This window comes from Streptomyces incanus, from assembly GCF_042656345.1.
Taxonomy (GTDB): domain Bacteria; phylum Actinomycetota; class Actinomycetes; order Streptomycetales; family Streptomycetaceae; genus Streptomyces; species Streptomyces incanus.
Genome location: NZ_JBHSPC010000036.1, coordinates 66960 through 84600, shown reverse-complemented (window position 1 = coordinate 84600; position 17641 = coordinate 66960). Strand labels below are relative to the sequence as shown.

The 17641-nt window shown below is 71.1% G+C and carries 16 protein-coding genes; 4 read left to right on the top strand and 12 right to left on the bottom strand.

Annotated features, from left to right (window positions below):
- Window positions 1–297 precede the first annotated feature (297 nt).
- The 3 genes from ACFP2V_RS13900 to ACFP2V_RS13890 form a co-directional block, all read right to left on the bottom strand.
- Window positions 298–675: a toxin Doc gene (locus tag ACFP2V_RS13900; protein ID WP_381210766.1), complete on the bottom strand. Its 378-nt coding sequence runs from the start codon at window positions 673–675 to the stop codon at window positions 298–300.
- Window positions 676–678: 3 nt separating this feature from the next.
- A complete protein-coding gene (locus ACFP2V_RS13895; RefSeq protein ID WP_381210763.1) occupies window positions 679–924 on the bottom strand; it encodes a hypothetical protein in 246 nt (81 codons plus the stop codon).
- A 144-nt stretch (window positions 925–1068) separates the two neighbouring features.
- Window positions 1069–3312 carry a glycoside hydrolase family 9 protein gene (locus tag ACFP2V_RS13890; protein WP_381210760.1) on the bottom strand — a complete coding sequence of 748 codons (2244 nt, stop codon included), beginning with the start codon at window positions 3310–3312 and terminating at the stop codon, window positions 1069–1071.
- Window positions 3313–3754: 442 nt separating this feature from the next.
- Between ACFP2V_RS13890 and ACFP2V_RS13885 the strand changes: the two genes are divergently transcribed.
- Complete coding sequence (locus tag ACFP2V_RS13885) at window positions 3755–6142, top strand: SpoIIE family protein phosphatase (protein WP_381210757.1); 2388 nt, start codon at window positions 3755–3757, stop codon at window positions 6140–6142.
- Window positions 6143–6164: 22 nt separating this feature from the next.
- Here ACFP2V_RS13885 and ACFP2V_RS13880 read toward each other — a convergent pair whose 3' ends face one another.
- The 3 genes from ACFP2V_RS13880 to ACFP2V_RS13870 all read right to left on the bottom strand — a co-directional run bounded on the left by ACFP2V_RS13880 (window position 6165) and on the right by ACFP2V_RS13870 (window position 9567).
- Window positions 6165–8060, bottom strand: a complete 1896-nt coding sequence (locus ACFP2V_RS13880; protein ID WP_381210755.1) for a ricin-type beta-trefoil lectin domain protein — start codon at window positions 8058–8060, stop codon at window positions 6165–6167.
- Between the two features lie 463 nt (window positions 8061–8523).
- Window positions 8524–9057 (bottom strand): flavoprotein, encoded by a 534-nt coding sequence (locus tag ACFP2V_RS13875; protein WP_381210752.1) that lies wholly within the window; start codon window positions 9055–9057, stop codon window positions 8524–8526.
- Between the two features lie 9 nt (window positions 9058–9066).
- Window positions 9067–9567, bottom strand: coding sequence for a nuclear transport factor 2 family protein (locus tag ACFP2V_RS13870; protein WP_381210748.1), 501 nt, complete (start codon window positions 9565–9567; stop codon window positions 9067–9069).
- 215 nt (window positions 9568–9782) lie between these two features.
- On the opposite strand from ACFP2V_RS13870, the gene ACFP2V_RS13865 reads away from it, so the two are divergent.
- Window positions 9783–10220 (top strand): nitroreductase family deazaflavin-dependent oxidoreductase, encoded by a 438-nt coding sequence (locus ACFP2V_RS13865; RefSeq protein ID WP_381210745.1) that lies wholly within the window; start codon window positions 9783–9785, stop codon window positions 10218–10220.
- A 313-nt stretch (window positions 10221–10533) separates the two neighbouring features.
- Window positions 10534–10836, top strand: a complete 303-nt coding sequence (locus ACFP2V_RS13860; RefSeq protein ID WP_381210993.1) for a DUF4235 domain-containing protein — start codon at window positions 10534–10536, stop codon at window positions 10834–10836.
- Window positions 10837–10927: 91 nt separating this feature from the next.
- Here the strand turns inward: ACFP2V_RS13860 and ACFP2V_RS13855 are convergent, their stop codons facing one another.
- Window positions 10928–11320, bottom strand: coding sequence for a VOC family protein (locus ACFP2V_RS13855; RefSeq protein WP_381210742.1), 393 nt, complete (start codon window positions 11318–11320; stop codon window positions 10928–10930).
- Between the two features lie 328 nt (window positions 11321–11648).
- Here ACFP2V_RS13855 and ACFP2V_RS13850 point away from each other — a divergent pair, with 328 nt between their 5' ends.
- Window positions 11649–12680 (top strand): 7-epi-alpha-eudesmol synthase, encoded by a 1032-nt coding sequence (locus tag ACFP2V_RS13850; protein WP_381210739.1) that lies wholly within the window; start codon window positions 11649–11651, stop codon window positions 12678–12680.
- 80 nt (window positions 12681–12760) lie between these two features.
- Here ACFP2V_RS13850 and ACFP2V_RS13845 read toward each other — a convergent pair whose 3' ends face one another.
- Genes ACFP2V_RS13845 through ACFP2V_RS13825 form a run of 5 tightly spaced genes read right to left on the bottom strand, consistent with a single transcriptional unit; the run spans window position 12761 to window position 17264 of the window.
- Entirely contained in the window at window positions 12761–13999 is a 1239-nt protein-coding gene (locus tag ACFP2V_RS13845) for a cytochrome P450 (protein ID WP_381210736.1), read from the bottom strand.
- Entirely contained in the window at window positions 13996–14601 is a 606-nt protein-coding gene (locus ACFP2V_RS13840) for a GTP-binding protein (protein WP_381210733.1), read from the bottom strand. The genes ACFP2V_RS13845 and ACFP2V_RS13840 overlap by 4 nt, the downstream gene beginning before the upstream one ends.
- Window positions 14582–14953, bottom strand: a complete 372-nt coding sequence (locus ACFP2V_RS13835; protein WP_381210730.1) for a DUF742 domain-containing protein — start codon at window positions 14951–14953, stop codon at window positions 14582–14584. The genes ACFP2V_RS13840 and ACFP2V_RS13835 overlap by 20 nt, the downstream gene beginning before the upstream one ends.
- Entirely contained in the window at window positions 14950–15360 is a 411-nt protein-coding gene (locus tag ACFP2V_RS13830; RefSeq protein WP_055594348.1) for a roadblock/LC7 domain-containing protein, read from the bottom strand. Before ACFP2V_RS13830 ends, ACFP2V_RS13835 begins: the two co-directional genes overlap by 4 nt.
- Window positions 15357–17264 carry an ATP-binding protein gene (locus tag ACFP2V_RS13825; protein ID WP_381210727.1) on the bottom strand — a complete coding sequence of 636 codons (1908 nt, stop codon included), beginning with the start codon at window positions 17262–17264 and terminating at the stop codon, window positions 15357–15359. The genes ACFP2V_RS13830 and ACFP2V_RS13825 overlap by 4 nt, the downstream gene beginning before the upstream one ends.
- Window positions 17265–17641 lie beyond the last annotated feature (377 nt).

Sequence of the window (17641 nt, the reverse complement as noted above, 5' to 3'; positions counted from 1 at the left end):
GACGCCGAAAAGGGAAGTCCCATGTGGTCCATACCTCTTTGGCGGCGTCGCGCGGGAGGGCGCGAATTCACCGACGGTGAAAGCGGACCCGGTTCATCAACGCGCGTGCGACCCCGGATTTTACCCCCTCACGGGGGGCTCACTCTCGCACAGCCGGCACACGGCCAACAAGGCACCGGGGAAGCCTCCGCTCGTTGACAGGAAGTCAAAAGGAAAAACGTGCCCGGAGTCTCCCTCATCGGCTTTCCACCTGCGTTTTCCTTGAGGTTCACCGGTTCTCGCATTCCGGCGATGGGGTCAGATCTGCCAGGAGCGGAGCCGGTCCGCGGCTCCGTAGACATCCGTCGTACCGGACATCAGATCGCGGGCGAGGTCGACGATCGCGCCGTAGGGCGGGTCGACGCCAACGCCGCTGACGAACATGTACGCCACCGCCGTGGCGCAGGCGAAGCGGGCGTTGGCCGACGGCAGGGGGCGGAGCAGGGCGAGAGTGTGCAGCAGGGCGGCGGCCCGCCAGGCCGCGTCCGAGTTCACGCCGAGGCGGGGCGGGTCGACGCGGTGCCGGGCGACGGCCGCGACCAGCGCCGAGAAGTCGTTGATGGTGGGCTGGTCCGGGAGGACCTCCTCGTGCCGCTGGAGCAGCCAGGGCACGTCGATGTGCAGAACGGATGCCATCGGTCAGGCGGCCCGTCCCGCGCCCTTGGCCCGCGGTTCGTCGTCCGGGAAGGCGGCGGCGAATTCGTCGGCGTGCGAGGCGAAGAACCGGCGGAACGCCTCCGCGCCCTCCTGGAGTGCCCGGTGGCGGGCGATGTCGGCCGCGGCCGCCTCCCGCACCAGCGCCTTCATCGATGTACCGCGCTCCTTGGCGATCTGCCGCAGGTCCTCGAGTTCACGGTCACTGAACTCCACATTCAGAGCAGGCATGCCATCACGGTACCGCTCAGGTACTCGATCGTAAATACCACCAGTTCAGAGTGGGTGTGTGGCGGTACCGAAAGAGATGTGCCGGAGGTGGCGTCCCGTTCCGCGGGACGACACCTCCGGCACCGGCGCGGGTACTTTGGCCCGCTACCCCTGGTCGGCCACGAAGGAGGCCATGCGGGTCAGGGCCGCGTTCCAGTTGATGGTGTGCTCGTTGGTGGACCAGGACTGGATGTCGTCGATGAAGCAGAACTGGCCGACGCAGCCCTGGAGCATCGACTGGGCGTAGGGGTCCTGGATGCTCGAGTTGGGTCCGCCGGAGAGGGTCCCGGCGGGCGGGTTCGGCAGCGCCGGGTCGAGCTGGCGGGCATACCAGCGGCTGTGCTGGTTCTGCGCGCTGACCTCGCCGTACCCGGTGACGTAGGAAATGTTCAGGGCGTTGCGGCCGAGGATGTAGTCCATGCTCTGCAGCGCACCGTCCCGGTACTTGGTTGCGCCGGTGAGGTCGTGCGCCGTGGCGAGGACGACCGCGTTGTTGAGGATCTGATGACTGGAGCCCCAGTCGTAGACGTGGCCGGCCGGCGCGTACGGCATGCCGTACGGGTGTGCCTTCAGCGTGTCCAGGTAGCGGTCGGCGCCCTTGACGACGGATGTGCGGACCTTGTCCCGGCCCGGGAGCCTGTTCGGCACCGTCGCGAGGTCGAGCCGGCCGGCCGCCGCGGTGCGCGACCAGTCGAAGCCGAGGGGGCCGAAGATGTCGGCGGTGTGCACCGGGGACTTCAGGACGTACTCCTTGAACTGCCGCTCTCCCGTGGTGAGATACAGCTCGGCCGCCGCCCAGTAGAACTCGTCGCTCACCTCGTCGTCCGGATAGGCGCCGCCGCCGATGCCGTCGTCCGGGCTCGCGTACTCCTCGGGGTGGGCGAGCGCGGCCGTCCAGGCGGTGCGCGCGGCGGCCAGGGCCTCGGCCGCGAATTCCCTGTCGTAGGGCCGGTACAGGCGGGCCGCCTGGGCGGCCGTGGCCGCGAGGTTCAGGGTGGCGGCGGTGCTCGGCGGGTGCAGTTCGCGCTTCTGCGGGTCGTCGCCGGGCAGCAGCGGCAGCCCGGTCCACTGCTCGTCGTGGATCTTGTGGTGGGCCATGCCGGCCAGCGGCTCTCCCCCGGGCACCTGCATCTTCAGCAGGAACTCCAGTTCCCAGCGTGCCTCGTCAAGGATGTCGGGCACCCCGTTGCCGCTCTCCGGGATGTTCAGCGTGCCGTCGCCCAGCTTGTCCGCCTGTCCGGTGCGGGCGTGCCGGGCGCGTTCGTAGGTGCTGAGCACCTCCCAGGTGCTGATGCCGCCGTTGACGACGTACTTGCCGTGGTCGCCGGCGTCGTACCAGCCGCCGGTGACGTCGAGGGTGTAGTCGCAGACGCCCGGTCGGCAGGGCACCTTGCCGTCGCCCTGGTTGGGTGCCGCGTCCACGTGTCCGGCCGGGCGGGCGTAGCCGGGGCGCAGGTCGTCGCGGATCTCGATGCCGCTGCGCTGGGTGTAGTAGTACTTCGCCGAGTCCAACCGCAGCCGCTCGTAGGCGCCGGCCTCGATGTCGAAGGGCCGGCTGGTCTCGCCGTCCACGGCCAGGGTGTAGCCGGCACCCCGCGCGCGGTGGGCGCCGAAGTCGATGGAGTGGACGTTCTGCCCGGAGGAGCCGTCCACGCCGCGCGGCACGGTCCTGCCCTGCCGGACGACCCTGCCGTCGGCGTCCTTCAACTGCCAGGGCAGCCGCTCGGTCGCCCCGGTGACCAGGGTGGCGTTCTTCGGGCCCGCCGGGAGGTAGGCGACCTGGTTGACGCGGATCCGGGGCCCGGTGTCGGGCTCGTACGGCTCGGGCTCCACGCCACCCAGCAGGGACACGTCGTCCACGCAGAAGCGCCAGGGGTCGGGGCTGCCGCCGAGCTGGAGACCGACCTGGCCCCGCTCGGTGTCCACGGGTGCGGTGAAGGTGTAGGAGTAGGTGTCGCCGGAGACGCTGAGCTGTGGGGAGACCTCGTAGTAGGTGTCGTACGGGGCTTCCGAGAGGCCGACGATCGCGCGGACCACATGGCCCGCGGGTGTGCCGGTCGCGGCGAAGGAGAAGCGGTACGACTCCCCCTTCACGAGGGTGATGTCGTTCTGGCCGACGGCGGCGTCCCACCGGTTGGTGGTGCCGCCGGGGACGTCGGCGCACAGGCGGCCCTCGGACAGGCTCGTGGTGACACCGGCGGAGGCCCACCAGGGTTCGGTGGTGGTGTCGAAGGTGCCGTTGCGGACCTGCTCGACCTCGTCGGCCCCGGCCGGGGCGGCCGGCAGCGCGGTGAGCGCGGTCGCCAGCAGGCCGGTCAGGGACAGCAGAGCGGTTCTGCGTCTGTTCACGTCTGAGCTCCTCTGGTGGGAGGACACGGCGGCGGCTACGAATGGGAGCGCTCCCATTCATACGGGGACATCGTTGTGGCAGATGTGACACTCCGTCAACGGGTGGGACAGGACTGGTGGCGAACGCCGTCGGACGACGGGCGCGTGCCGGTCACGTGCCGGACCGCCACCGGACGGGCACCAGGCGTTTGTCGGGCCGGGAACCGGGACCGGAGACCGGGGTCGGGGGCCGGGGCCAGGGGCCGGAGACCGGGACCGGAGACCGGGACCGGAAACCGGCTCGGTCCGCTTCGGTGACCGTCTCGGGGGGACTCCCGTCTCTCGCGTCCCGCCTGCGGAAACCCGGCCGGACGGGGTTCCGGTCCACACCCGCCTCCGACGCACTAGGGTGGAACTCTGGCGATCGACCAGTTCACGGTGAGTGTGCGATGGAGTGGCGACGATGAGGGCGGACGACCCGTTCGACGATCCGGTGACGGCTCGGGCCGTCATCGCCGCCGACGGCACCGTCACCCGGTGGAACGAGGCCGCCCGGCGGCTGCTGGGCCACCGGGCCGAGGACGTGGTCGGCCGCCCGGCGGTCCGTCTGCTCGCCGACGGAGCACAGCCTCCCCGGCCGCCGGCCGACACGCGCTGGAGCGGCACGCTCGCACTCCGGCACCGGGACGGCGGCACCGTCACCGTGTGGCTGCTCGCCCACCGCGGCCGGCCGGAGGAAGGCGAGGCCGACGACTGGCTGGCCGTCACCCCGTTGCCGTCCGAGCCCGCCGATCCGGCCAAAGACCCGCTGCTCTGGGCGGCGATGGTCCAGTCCTCGTGCGCCACCGTCGTCTTCGACACGGAACTGCGCCTGCACGGCGCCAACGACGCGATGGCCGAGCTCCTCGGGCTGCCGGCCGCCCATCTGCGCGGTCTGACGCCCACGGACGTCGGCGGCCGGCCCTGGCACAGGGAGCTGGAGCGGCACATGCGCCGGGTACTGCGGACGGGCCGGGGGCACGACGTCCAGCCGGGCCTGCGGGCCCCCGACAAGAGCCACGAAGGTTCCTGGCTGGCCCGGATCGCGCCGCTCACCGACGACTCGGGCCGGGTCGTCGGTGTCTGCGTGACGGCCCATGACTTCACCGAGCAGAACAGGGCGCGGGCACGGCTGCAGCTGGTCAACGAGGCCAGCATCCGCATCGGCACCACCCTCGACGTCACCCGGACGGCGCAGGAGCTGACAGAGGTCTGTGTCCCCGCGCTCGCCGACTTCGTCAGTGTCGACCTGCTCGATCACCATCAGGGGGCCGATCCCACCGATCCGCTCACTCTGCCGGTCTCGCTACGCCGGATCGCCCATCGGTCCCGCACGGCGGGCAACCCCGAGTCGGCCACCGACCTGGGCAAGGTGGTCGTCTACCCGGCCGCCGCACCCCAGGCCGACTCCCTGGTCGCCGGCCACAGCGTCGTCGCCTCGGTGCCCTCCGGTGATCTCGATCCGTGGTTCGCGGTCGACAACGTCCGCGCCCGGCAGATCCGGGAGTTCGGTGTCCACTCGATGCTGTCCGTACCCCTCCAGGCCCGCGGTGTCACCCTCGGCGTCGCCTCCTTCACCCGGTTCCGGCACCCCGAGCACTTCACCTATGACGACGTACTGCTGGCCGAGGAGATCACCGCGCGCGCGGCCGTCTGCATCGACAACGCCCGCCGCTATTCACGCGAACGCGAGACGACCCTCACGCTCCAGCGCAGCCTGCTCCCCCGCGGCCTGCCCCGGACGGTCGCGGTGGACGCCGTCTCCCGGTACCTGCCGGCCGCGCACACCGGCGTGGGCGGCGACTGGTTCGACGTGATTTCGCTGTCCGGGATGCGGGTGGCCATGGTGGTGGGGGCCGTCGTCGGCCACGGCATCCAGGCGTCGGCGACGACGAGCCGGCTGCGTACGGCCGTGCGCACCCTCGCCGACATCGATCTGGCCCCGGACGAACTGCTCACCCACCTCGACGACCTGGTCCTGCATCTCTCGCACGAGTCGGGCGGCGGCACCGGCCCCGGCGAGGTCGGCGCGACCTGCCTGTACGCGGTGTACGACCCGGTGTCACGCCGCTGCACCCTGGCGCGGGCGGGACATCCGCCGCCGGTTCTGGTCCCGCCGGAGGGGCCGGTCCGCATACTGGACCTGCCGTCCGGGCCGCCGCTGGGCCTGGGCGGGCTGCCCTTCGAGTCCGTGGAGCTGGCGCTGCCCGAGGGCAGTGTGCTGGCGTTCTACACGGACGGCCTTGTCGACGGCCGGGGCGGCGACACCGCCGCGGACGCGGGCCCGCGCATGCTCTGCGACGCTCTGTCCCACGCCGCCTCCGGGTCGCTCGACGAGGCCTGCGACCGTGTTCTGCAGGCCATGCTCCCTCCGGTTCCCGCCACGGACGACGTGGCGCTGCTGCTGACCCGTACCCGCGGGCTGCCGTCCTCCCGGGTCGCCACCTGGGACGTCCCGGCCGACCCGGCACTCGTCTCGCCGGTCCGCAAACAGGTCCTCGACCAGCTGGGCGTGTGGGCGCTGACCGACGCGTCGTTCACCGTCGAGCTGGTGGTGAGCGAACTGGTCACCAACGCGATCCGCTACGGCGCGCCGCCGATCCGGCTCCGGCTGATCTGCGACGCGTCGACGCTGATCTGCGAGGTGTCCGACGCCAGCCACACCGCCCCGCATCTGCGGCGCGCCAGGACCTGGGACGAGGGCGGCCGGGGGCTGCTCCTGGTCGCCCAGCTCACCCAGCGGTGGGGCAGCAGGCACACCGCCGAGGGCAAGACCATCTGGGCCGAGCTGGGGCTGGCGGAGGAACTGTGAGCGTCCGACCGGCCCGGTCCGCCTAGTCGTTACTCTCGTCCTCGTTCTCGACGAGGTCCCAGGTGACGACCTTCATCTGGAGGTCGGGTTCCGAGGTGTCGATCGCCCAGCGCTGGGCGTCCGTGTCGTCGCGGGCCTTGAGAACGAGGGTGCCCGAGCCGTCGGTCGCGGCGGGTGCCAGGCCCAGGTCCTGACCGGAGCGGGGCACCAGGGCGCCCTGGACGGTGAAGTCGTAGCGCGCGGTGTCGGCGTCCTTCGGGGCCTCGCCGGTGCACCGGGCCAGGCGCACCGAGTAGCCGAGGCGGGAGTCCAGGCACAGGTCCGGTTCCGCGGCGTTGCGCAGCAGCCCGTCGGTCTCGTACGTCCACTGCTGGACCTTGCCCGCCGAGCAGGCGGTGAGTTCGGTCTCGGCGCCCGCGACCGCCCGGCCGCCGACGACACCGACGCACAGGCCGGAGGCGGTGTTGTGTAGCCGGCCGCGCAGGGCGCCCTTTGCCACTTCTCCGGAGCGGAACCACGACGGGTCGCCGGGCGGGCTGCCCACGGCGGCGTCGGGGGATTCGGAGGGACGGCCGGCGCCCCGTGCGGCGGCGTCGCCGGAACCGCCCGTGGTCCACAGCACCAGCGGGAGGACGACCAGCCCGCTGACGGTGAGGATGCCGGCGGCGAGGTTGCGCCGACGCGCGGCCCGACGGGCGGCCTTCCGGGCGACCCGGGAACCGGCGCGCAGCACGGCACCGCGAGGACCGGTACGGGAGGCCACGCGCCGCCGGGAGCGGGCACCGGACCGGGAAGCCGTGCCTGCGGAAGTGGCCGGGGCGGTGCTCGGTATCGGGAGCGCCGTGGGGGCCGCGGAGGTGGCGGGCGCGGTGCGGGGTGCCTCGCTGGGGAGGGGCGGGACCGGCGTCCCCGCATCCGTGAACGACTCGCCCGCCACCGCCGGTGGCTTGCCCGCGGGCACGGCGAACGGATCGCCCGCCGTTTCCAAACGTCCGTCGGCGGGGCCGGGGAACGCCGCGCCGATGACGCCCTCGGGCGACGGCCGTTCCTCGGCGGCCGACTCATCGGTGACGTCGGCCGCCCGTGCCCTGCTCTCCGTGTACTCCCGTGCGCTCCAGCCCAGGACCGCCTCGGCCAGGGCCGTACCGAGTCCGCTGGTGAAACAGGCGAGTTGGTCCGCCGCGTACCGGCAGTGGGTGCAGTTCTCCAGGTGGGTGCGCAGGTCCGGCTCGATTTCGGTGCCCACTCGTCGGTAGGACACCTCCAGCAGGCGCAGATAGCGTCGGCACTCCTGGTCGGGAGCGAGTTCACCGTGGAGTTGGAGGACTTCGTCGCGCAACCGCTCCTGGGCGCGACGCAGTTCGATGCGGGCGCCCTCCTCGTCCAGGGCAAGCAGGCCGGCGGGGACGTGGAGCGGTTCGGACTCGACCTCGGTGTGCCACAGCAGACAGCGCGCGGACTGCGGCAGCCGCTGGAACGCCCCTGACAGCAGGCGTCGTTCGGGCGATGGCAGCGGCCGTGCGGCCGGCCGTCGGCCGCCGTCGGAGGCGGAGGCGGTGGTGGCGAGATCGGGGTGGAGCATGTCGCGCCGGTGGTCGCCGTCCCATTCGGCGGCGATCCGACGTACCGTGACGAGGAGTTGGGGACGCCATGCGGAACTCGGGCCGTTGCGCCGCAGGGTCTCGCCGAAGAGTCGGGTGAACGCGGCGGTGGTGAGCATCCCGGCGGAACGGGGACTGTCGGTGCACAGCCGGGCATAGCCGAAGACCGACTCCCAGTGCCGGTCGAGGAGTTCACCGACGGGGTGCAGTACCGGGGCGGCCCCCGTCCACTTCCGCAACTCGTCACCCAGTTGTTCGTCCGTCACGTCGAACGCGACGGTCGGGGCCTGGGAATTCGACAGGCCGGTGTCCTTCACGGATGCAATCCTCTCGGGGACGCGCGGGGTAAAGTCCGAACCAGCGGACCCGGGGCCTCGCCGACGATACAGCGGGAGCCTGCCCGTAGAGGATCCGACATCTCGAACATGCGCCCGGAGCAGCTCTTTTGGAGCCTGGGTGGCATGCTGGAGCGGGCTCGTGCATGCCAGGACAAAAGGCATTGCCCGCACGCCGACAAGACCCACTTTTGCACAGGTCAACGATCTGGAACAAGAGATTCCATGATTTCCCGTATTTCCCGTGCGATTGACGCTTTTTGACAAGATGTCAATGGCATTCGAGCCGCTTGATTCACGCGCCCAATCATCCGATTCGACGGCCGGTGTCCGAAAAGGCAATGCGGACGCGCGCCGCGCGGCCCTTCCGTCCCCGGGTGCGCGTGTGCGGTCTGCGCGTCCGGGGTGCACGGGTGCGCACGGGATCACTCGGCGCCGGTCGCACTCATCCCGGCCGTACGAGATCCAGGGCCCGCTCCCAGGGGAACTCTGGCCGGTCTTCGTCCGGCGCCGTCTCCCCTGCGTACGGGGCATCGAAGCGGACGCCCATGGCGGTGAGCCGCTCCAGGCTCTCCCGGTAGGCGGGGTGAGCAGCCAGGGCGGTGCCGACACACGGCAGGACGGCGATCGGCACGCCGAGCCCCATGGCCTCGCACAGGGTGCCCAGCGCGAGGGTGTCGGCGATTCCGGCCGCCCATTTGTTGACGGTGTTGAAGGTGGCGGGCGCGACCACCACCGCGTCGGGCTCCGGGAAGGGGCGTGGTTCGCCGGGCGTGCGCCAGGCCGACCTGATCGGCCTGCCGGTCTGCGCGCGGACCGCGCTGGCGTCGAAGAACCCGTTCATGGCGACGGGGGTCGCGATGACACCGACCTCCCAGCCCTGCTCCTGCGCGGCGGTGATCAGCTTGCTGACGTCCGCGGCGACACCGGCGGCGCAGACGACGACGTAGAGGAAGGGCTTCGGAGCCTGTTCGGTCACCCGGAAAGCCTATGACCCGGCCGGCGGCCGCGGTACGAAGGCGCGGTGTACGGAGAGGCTGTCCTCGTAAACGTGGTGGCGGACGACCAGGCCGTTCCGCACGGTGAGCAGCAGGGCGAAGCGGGCACGGTAGGGGCGTCCTGTGGACCGGGCGGTCTGCCGTATCTCACCGAACACCACCGCGTCCTCGCCGTCGACCAGGATGCGCTCGATCTCGGTGGCGGCCGCGTCGGGCACGTGGTGGGCGACCAGTTCCCGGTAATGGGCGGCGGCGTCGGCCCGGGTGGCCCGGTGACGGATCCAGGGGGTCGCGGTGCTGCCGTGTTCGTCCTTCGGCCAGTCGAGTTGCCAGTCGCAGGGGTCGGCGTACAGCTCGGCGATGTGGTCCGGGGCACCGTGGCCGATCCGGCGCAGCAGTTCCTCCACGGTGGCGCGGGTGCTGGTGGGCGGGGCGGTACGGGTCGGGCTGGTCCGGGTCGGTGTGGCCGGGGTCGGTGTGGGCTCGGTCATGACGGGGTCTCCTGGGTCCAAGGGTGGGCCGAGTTCAAGGGCTTCGGTCCGGGGAATGGTCATGACTGTGCCGTGGACACGCCGATGACGCCATGACGTCGGAGGTCATGTGCGGTCCGGTCGACACTGGTACGGAACGAGCTGATCCGCATGGCCCCACGGCCGTCCCGGAGACCGGGTCGGCCACGGGCCGCGACAACGACGGGACGGATGGCATGCCTCTTCAGGGCGAGTACGAGCCCAGCCCCACGCAGTGGGTGCGCGACCAGGTGGAACTGTACGAGAGCTCCGGCGGCACCGAGGGGACGACCCTGGAGGGCAGGCGGGTGGTGCTGCTGACCACGCGGGGGGCCAGGAGCGGCAAGCTGCGGAAGACCCCGGTGATGCGCGTCGAGCACGAGGGGCGCTACGCGGTGGTGGCCTCGCTGGGCGGAGCACCCCGGCACCCGGTCTGGTACCACAACCTCAAGGCCGATTCACAGGTGGAACTGCGGGATGAGCAGGCCGTTCGGGACATGACGGCCCGTGAGGTGACCGGGAAGGAGAAGGCGGAGTGGTGGGAGCGGGCCGTCGCGGCGTTCCCCCCGTACGCCGATTACCAGGAGAAGACGGACCGGGAGATCCCGGTCTTCGTACTGGAGCCGTGCGACTAGGGCCTCTCGTTTGGATCATGCCGGGCTCGCGGGGCCCGGCATGATCCGAACGAAAAACCCCAGGACTTGCCCGGAGAGGGGACCGGTAGTGGCCCGGAGAGGCCCGGCCGAATTTTCTTCGGTTCGGCGCGCATGACGCCCCGGCCGGCGGGCACCCGCAGTTCAGGCCCCGCCGCGTTCCCCCGTCGCGGCGGGGCTCACCCCTGCCACCGCACTGTGGGAGATTGCCCCGGTCGGGCCGTGCCGAGGGCGGAAAACGGGGAACGTGGGGCACAGGACCTTTCCGAACGCCTGCAAGACCTGGGAGATCCACGTGGCGAAGAAGAAGAGCAAGAAGAAGCTGCCCCTGGCGTACAAGCCCATCGGGTTCGCGTTGGGCTGGACGAGTGGCACCGTGGCGGGGCTCGCGTTCCAGAAGACGTGGAAGCTGATCCGGCACGAGGACGACGCCCCCGACGCACTGGACCGGGACCGCCGATGGGGCGAGATCCTGCTGGCCGCGGCGATCCAGGGCGCCATCTTCGCGGTGGTGCGCAGTGCCGTGAACCGCGCGGGTGCCAAGGCCATCGAACGCTCGACGGGCTCCTGGCCCGCCCAGGAGAAGGGGAGCGCCTGACAGGGCCCTCCCCTCACGCGAAGCCCCCGGCGCCTCTGTGCGCCGGGGTACGGCCCTCGACAGCCCGGTGGGCCCGGCTGTTCGGCGGGCGTCAGCCCAGCTTCGGTGCCACCGGGACATCGCAGCGCAGGGTGAAGGAGTGCCCGGCCGGATCGGCGTAGCCGCGTTCCTCCAGAGGGCCCGCGGCGTCCTTCGTCTCCACCGGGCGGCCGCCGAGACCCACGATCAGACGTTCCGTGGCGTCCAGGTCGTCGACCACGAACTCCAGGTGCGCCTGGAGCGAGTTCTCGGGGCGCGGCCAGCTCGGCGCGGTGGCGTTGGTGTCCCGGCGCAGCGCCAGCCGGAAGCCGTCGGCGGCCCGGATCTCCACCCGGTTGGCCTGGGCGTCCACCACCTCCGCCGCCAGCAACTCGCGGTAGAACTCGGCGAGTTTCTCGGGCTCGGCGCAGTCGAGCACCACCACTCCCGCAGGCACGGTCGGCATGTCTCCTCCACAGGGTCAGGGTTCTGTGCAGGGCTCGGGGCGACGCCCCGGCCTGTACTGGGCATCTGTCCCGGTTCCATGGGTTCAATCAACGGTGAATCCATTGCCTCATGGGGCTCTTGGGGAGGCGTGCACCTCAAGTGCCTTGCCCAGTAACGGATATCACGACAGGCACTTGGTGTAGATCATCTAGGATCTGGGCATCCTCGTTCCGCTTACCAAATGAACTTTCGTGCGGTGAAGTCGAGTTCGAGTGTGCGGGTCGTCTCCGCGGCGGCCCGCTCGCAGGGCGGGGGGACTCTGCGCTCTGTCTCCCGAAAGGAAGCACATGCCTCAGGACGTCCGGTTCGACCTTCCCTTCAACACCCCGGTCAGCGAGCATCTGGAGTACGCGCGGGCGCGTCACCTGCGTTGGGTGTGGGACATGGGACTGGTGCGCAGCCGGGCCGGGTTCGACGAGTACCGCTCCTGGGACCTGCCGCAGGCCGCTGCCCGCACCTATCCGTACGCCTCGGCCGAGGACATGGTCGTCCTGATGAACTGGTTCTCACTGGCGTTCCTGTTCGACGACCAGTTCGACGCCGGGCGGCCGGATCGGGCGGACGTGATAGCCGACGTGGCGCGGGAGCTCATCGTCACCCCGCTGCGGCCGGCAGGGAGCACACCCCGGGTGGTCTGCCCGATCACGGTGGCCTGGGCACAGGTCTGGGAACGCCTCTCGGATGGCATGTCCCTGACCTGGCAGACCCGGTTCGCCGCGTCCTGGGGCCGGTTCCTGGTGGCCCACTGCGAGGAGGTCGACCTGGCGGCCCGCGGGCTGACCGGGACCCTCGGCCTCAACGAGTACGCCGTGTTCCGGCGCCGTACCGTCGGCATCCACCACAGCATCGACGCCGGTGAGCGCAGCCGCGGCTTCGAGGTGCCGGCGCGGGCGATGGCCCATCCTCTGATGGAGCGGATGCGTGACCTGGCCGCGGACACCATCGGGTTCATGAACGACATCCACTCCTTCGAGCGAGAGCGGCGCCGCGGCGACGGCCACAACCTGATCGCCGTACTGCGCCGGGAGCGCGGCTGCTCGTGGGAGGAGGCCACGGCCGAGGCGTACCGCATGACGACCGCCTGCCTGGACGAGTACCTGGAGCTCGAGGCACGGGTGCCCCGCATGTGCGACGAGCTCGCGCTCGACGCGGACGAGCGCGAGCGGGTGGACAAGGGCGTGCAGGCCATCCAGCACTGGATCGAGGGCAATTACGAATGGGCCCTGACCAGCGGCCGGTACGCGACGTCGAAGGAGGGCGCGGTGGCCACGGCCGAACAGGCGGGCCGCGGCTCGGTCGACGACCTGCTGACCGTGTGAGACGGCCGTGCTGTCCGGCCCCCGTCCCGGGGGCCGGACAGCACGGCCGGTCACGGTGGCCGTCTCGGCGGCGCCCGGTGTCAGGTGCTGAACTCGACCGGCAGGCGGTCCAGCCTGGTCTCCCAGGTGGAGGCGGTCGAGGACAGCTCGTCCGGCGGCACCGCCAGGCGCAGGTCCCGCAGCCGGTGCAGCAGGACGTCCACGGCGATCTCGATGACGGCCTGGCCGATGTTCTGGCCCGGGCATTCGTGCGGTCCCCCGCTGAATGCCAGATGCGACTGGTTGCCCTGTACGGACACCCCGGAGTCCGGGCGGATCTCCGGGTCCTGGTTGCCCGCCGCAAGGCCCAGGACCAGCAGATCGCCCTCCTGGATCCGGTGACCGCCGATCTCCAGGTCGCTGGTGGCGAACCGGCCGGGCAGCACCGCGAGCGGCGGGCTGTTCCACATGACCTCCTCGACCACCGCGGAGATGTTCAGCCGGCCGCTGATCAGCCCGGACAGCCGCGCGGTGTCGGTGAGGACCAGCTGGAGCACCCGGGCGAGCAGGTTGCTGGTGGTGGTGTGGCCGGCGATCAGCACCAGGCGCAGATGGCTGACCACCTCCTCCTCGTCGAGCCGGGCGGGGTGCGCCAGCAGGGCGGTGGTGAGGTCGCTGCCGGGTTCGGACCGCTTGCGGACGACGAGCGCGCCGAGGATCTCCTGGATGCGGCTGTCGTGCGTGACCGCGTCCTCGCCGCCCTTGAGGACCTGGGCGCACGACTCGACCAGGTCGCGCCCCTCGGCCTCGGGCAGCCCCAGGACGCGGGTGATCACCAGCATCGGCAGGTACTCGGCGTAGTCGCTCACCAGGTCGGCGCGGCCGGTGTCCGCGAAGGCGTCGATCTCCTTGTTCGCGAAGTGCGTCGCGTGCCGGCGGATGCCGCGGCCGGCCGCGGCCTGGAGTCCGTCGGTGACGGCTCCGCGCAGCCTGCGGTGCGGCTCGCCGTCCTGGGAGACGCAGTCGGGGCGCCAGCCGAGCATCGGGACCAGCGGTGAGGTGTCCGCGACCCGCCCGTCGCGCTGGTCGCGCCAGATCCGGGCGTCCCGGGTGAACTGGCGTGGATTGTCGAGGACCCGCCGGATGTCCCGGTAGCCCAGCACCAGCCAGGCCGGTACGTCGCCCTCCAAGAGCACTGGGGCGACCGATCCGTGCTCCTTGCGCAGCCGTTCCTGGACGCCGGCCGGGTCGGTGGCCAGGTCCGGCCCGTACAGCCGGGCGGGGTCCGCGCCGTGGTGGGCGACGGGGCAGCCGCGGGCGTTCTCGCTCGGGTCGCTCATCGGGACTCCACGGCCACGGCCGAGCGGTCGCGCAGATGATGGATGAGGGTGACGAGCACGTCGCGGCTGGCGGACCGGTCGCGGGCGTCGAAGGCAACGACCGGGATGTGCCCGGGGATGTCCAGAGCGTCCCGGATCTCGTCCACCGGGTAGTCCTTGGAGTCGGGGAAGACGTTGAGGGCGATGACGAAGGGCACGTTCTGCCGTTCCATCTCCTCGATCGCCCGGAAACTGGAGGCCAGCCGCCGGGTGTCGACCAGGACGACCGCGCCGAGCGCCCCCTTGAACAGCCCGTTCCACAGGAACCAGAACCGCTCCTGGCCGGGTGTGCCGAACAGGTACAGCACCAGGCTGTCGTTGATGCCGATCTTGCCGAAGTCCAGGCTGACGGTGGTCTCCGTCTTGTCGGCGACGCCGATGAGCCGGTCGACGTCGACGCTGGCCTGGGTGAGGGTCTCCTCGGTGGTGAGCGGCTTGATGTCGCTGACCGACCGGACCATCGTGGTCTTTCCGGTACCGAAGCCGCCGGCGATCATCACCTTCACCGAGCGGGTGTCCCCGGCCGTATGCCGACCGGCTTGGTCAAAGCCTTTCAAGTCCACTGAGTACCTCCTCAAGGAGCGCGAGGTCGGGCCCGCGGCCGGCGTCGTGGGCCGGAATGGGGTCCCGGGCTTCGACGCGGCCTCCGTCCAGCAGGTCCGACAGCAGTACGGCGAGAATGTTGAACGGCAGTCCGAGGTGGGCGCCGAGTTCGGCCACCGAGAGCGGTTCGCGGCAGCGCCGGACGATCTCCTCGTGCTCGTGCTGCATCCCCGGGACGGGGTCCGAGCGGGAGACGACGAGGGTCGCCACGTCGAGACTCGACGCCGAACCGCCCGGTCCGCTGCGCCCCCCGGTGAGGACGTAGTAGCGCTCGAGACCGGACGGGTCCGACGGCCGGCGGGGAGCACTCATCCAGAGTGCTCCTCCTGGCGCACAGTGGTGCCGAGCAGCTCACCCATTCTGCGGGCGAGGTCCCTCATCTGGTGTCCGAGCAGGCCCTGGTCCAGGCCCTCGCGGGCGAGGACGCCGAGGTAGGTCTCCACGCCCGCCCGGACCACGAAGAGGTGGCCGCCGTCGACCTCGATCATCGCCAGCCGCAGTTGCCCCGCGTAGGCGGGGAACTGTTCGGCGACCGGCTGGGCCAGTGCCTGCAGGCCGGCGACCACGGCCGCGAAGCGGTCCACGTCGTCGGGGTCCTCCGCCCCGAAGGAGGTGATGGCCTTGCCGTCGCTGGAGGCCACGAGGGCGAAGCGGATCTCCTGGATGCTCTCGACGAGATCGCGGAGCGCCCAGCTCACGTCGTTTCCCTGGTGTGTCATGGGGTGTGGTCGCTCTCCTCGGTGCGGTGCTTCGTGTACTCACGTCCTGCGGGGGTGTCACCGGTGGCCGCCCCGGGCGCCGCGCCGGTGTCGTGTTCCGCGGATTCGCGTTCTGCGGATTCGCGTTCTGCGGATTCGCGTTCGCCCACATCGCGCCCCGCGATGTCGCGGCCGGCGGTGGCGAAGGCGGCGAGTCCGGTGAAGGACGCGTCCGGTGGTACGGCGGTGACGGTGCTCCGCCCGCCGCGCTCGGGCCGTCCGGTCTGCCGCGGCTCCGCCTCGGCCCGCCTGCTGCTGCGGCGCCGGGGCAGCCCGCCGGGCGTGGTGTCCACCGTCCCGGCGGACTCGGGGAACGTGTCGGAGCCGGGTGCCTCCGCGGAGTCGGCCGGCCAGAGGTCGGCCTCCCCGTCGTCGGTGACCGCGGTCCACGGCAGGACGGGCGCCGTGGCAGGCGTCCTGGCGGCGGGGGCGGCCGCGGCCTCGGTGGCCGCGGGCAGCGGGCTGAAGTACTTGTGCGGTACGACGACCACCACCGAGGTGCCGAGCCAGGGCGAGTCGGCGAAGGTGACGCGGATGCCGTAGCGGCGGGCGAGGACGCCGACGACCCGCAGACCGATGTTCGCGTCCTCGGTGATGCCGCCGATGCCCGCGCCGGGCGCGGTGCCCGCGAGGGCGTGCTCGGCCTCGCGCTTCTTCTCCTCGCTCAGGCCCTTGCCGGAGTCCTGGATCTCGATGCCGACGCCGTTCGGGACCTCCTTGCCGGAGACCACCACGGGCTCGGTGGGCGGTGAGTAGCGCGCCGCGTTGTCCAGCAGGTGGGCGAAGATCAGCGTGAGGTGGTCCACCAGGCCGCCGTCGACGCCGAGTTCGGGCAGTCGGCGCAGCTGGACACGGTGGAAGTCCTTGATCCGGCCGATGCCGCCGCGCATCACACTCAGCAGCCGCTGCGGCTCCTGCCACTGCCTGCCCGGCCGGTCCGAGCCGCCGAGGACGCCGACGCTGGCGGCGAGACAGTCGGCGGGGCCGATCTCCTGATCGAGTTCCATCAGGCCCCGGGCGACGGCCGGGAGGCGGCCGTGCTCACCCTGCATCTCATGCAGCCGGCCACGGAGTTTGCTGGTCAGCACATGGATGCGGTTGCCGATGCTGATGACGGCCTGTTCGGCGGAGGTGGAGCGGTCGAACTCCTCCTCGAGCGCCATCAGGGAGATCCGCAGTATCTTGCGCAGTTCGGCCTGGAGTTCGGCGTTGGCCTCGGCGTACTGGTGGGCGCTCGGCAGCAGGTCGTCGATGGCGTCACCGGCGCGCAGGTGCTCGATCGCTTCGGGCAACTGCTCGTTGGCGAGCCGAGCCACCGCGGCGAGCTGATGCACCAGCCGCTCCTCCATGGCCTCGGCCTGCTCGGCGATTCGTGCGTCGTGGTGCTCGGCCTGCTCGGCGATCCGGGCCTCGTGGCGCTCGGCCAGTCCGGCCAGCCGCTCCTCGAAGTCCTGTGTTTGTTCGGCGAGTTGGTTTTCGTGGGCGGCGTTCCGCTCGACGAGGAGCCGTTCGTGCGCGGCGTTCTGTCCGGCGAACCGCTCCTCCTGGGCGGTGCGCTCGGCGGCGAAGTCCCGTTCCAGGCCCGCCGCCTGCTCCTGCCATTGCAGTGACTTCCGCGACTGCTCGACCTGTGCGGCACGGAGTGCTTCCTCGGCCCGGGACAGCCGGGTACGGGTGCGGAGCAGCAACCGTACGCACAACACGCCGGCCGCGGTGGCGGCGGCGCCGGCGACGGCGGCCGTTATTCGCTCCGAGCTCATGAACGTGGCGGCGATCGTCCCGCCGCCCAGGCCCAGCGGCATCAGCCACCAGCTGTACCAGGCGACAGGGGGCCGCGCCGCCGGTGGCAAAGTGGCGAGTTCCATCTGCATCCTTCGAAGCAAAACGATCAGACATGGGGGGGTGGGCAAGGGGACCGCACTCATGGGTACGTATCACGAACCGGCGCGGCGCGATCGCTTCAACTCGCAGCGCTGGCAGGGAGCTTATCGGTTCCGACCGCAAAAGGATCAAGTTCGGGAGGTGGCGGAAGTGAGGGTTCCGTCACGCCTGCGAGGAGAGGCGGTAAGTGCAAGTGGCTTGATCCATCTGAGTAGTTGACCATCCAGGCAGGTCCGGTGCCGCCCGTGACCGCGCCGCGCGGCACCGGACTGGCCAGATCCGTAAGAACTCGATCCCAATTCGAAGACATATGACGATCAAACATGCCCACATCCATGCGCTCGGGGGTAACTTGCAGTGC

Bases quoted from the DNA above. Each gene is read 5' to 3' on its own strand.
- ACFP2V_RS13900 (WP_381210766.1), bottom strand. From the start codon at position 675: ATGGCATCCGTTCTGCACATCGACGTGCCCTGGCTGCTCCAGCGGCAC.
- ACFP2V_RS13895 (WP_381210763.1), bottom strand. From the start codon at position 924: ATGCCTGCTCTGAATGTGGAGTTCAGTGACCGTGAACTCGAGGACCTG.
- ACFP2V_RS13885 (WP_381210757.1), top strand. From the start codon at position 3,755: ATGAGGGCGGACGACCCGTTCGACGATCCGGTGACGGCTCGGGCCGTC.
- ACFP2V_RS13870 (WP_381210748.1), bottom strand. From the start codon at position 9,567: ATGACCGAGCCCACACCGACCCCGGCCACACCGACCCGGACCAGCCCG.
- ACFP2V_RS13865 (WP_381210745.1), top strand. From the start codon at position 9,783: ATGCCTCTTCAGGGCGAGTACGAGCCCAGCCCCACGCAGTGGGTGCGC.
- ACFP2V_RS13855 (WP_381210742.1), bottom strand. From the start codon at position 11,320: ATGCCGACCGTGCCTGCGGGAGTGGTGGTGCTCGACTGCGCCGAGCCC.
- ACFP2V_RS13850 (WP_381210739.1), top strand. From the start codon at position 11,649: ATGCCTCAGGACGTCCGGTTCGACCTTCCCTTCAACACCCCGGTCAGC.
- ACFP2V_RS13845 (WP_381210736.1), bottom strand. From the start codon at position 13,999: ATGAGCGACCCGAGCGAGAACGCCCGCGGCTGCCCCGTCGCCCACCAC.
- ACFP2V_RS13835 (WP_381210730.1), bottom strand. From the start codon at position 14,953: ATGAGTGCTCCCCGCCGGCCGTCGGACCCGTCCGGTCTCGAGCGCTAC.
- ACFP2V_RS13830 (WP_055594348.1), bottom strand. From the start codon at position 15,360: ATGACACACCAGGGAAACGACGTGAGCTGGGCGCTCCGCGATCTCGTC.
- ACFP2V_RS13825 (WP_381210727.1), bottom strand. From the start codon at position 17,264: ATGGAACTCGCCACTTTGCCACCGGCGGCGCGGCCCCCTGTCGCCTGG.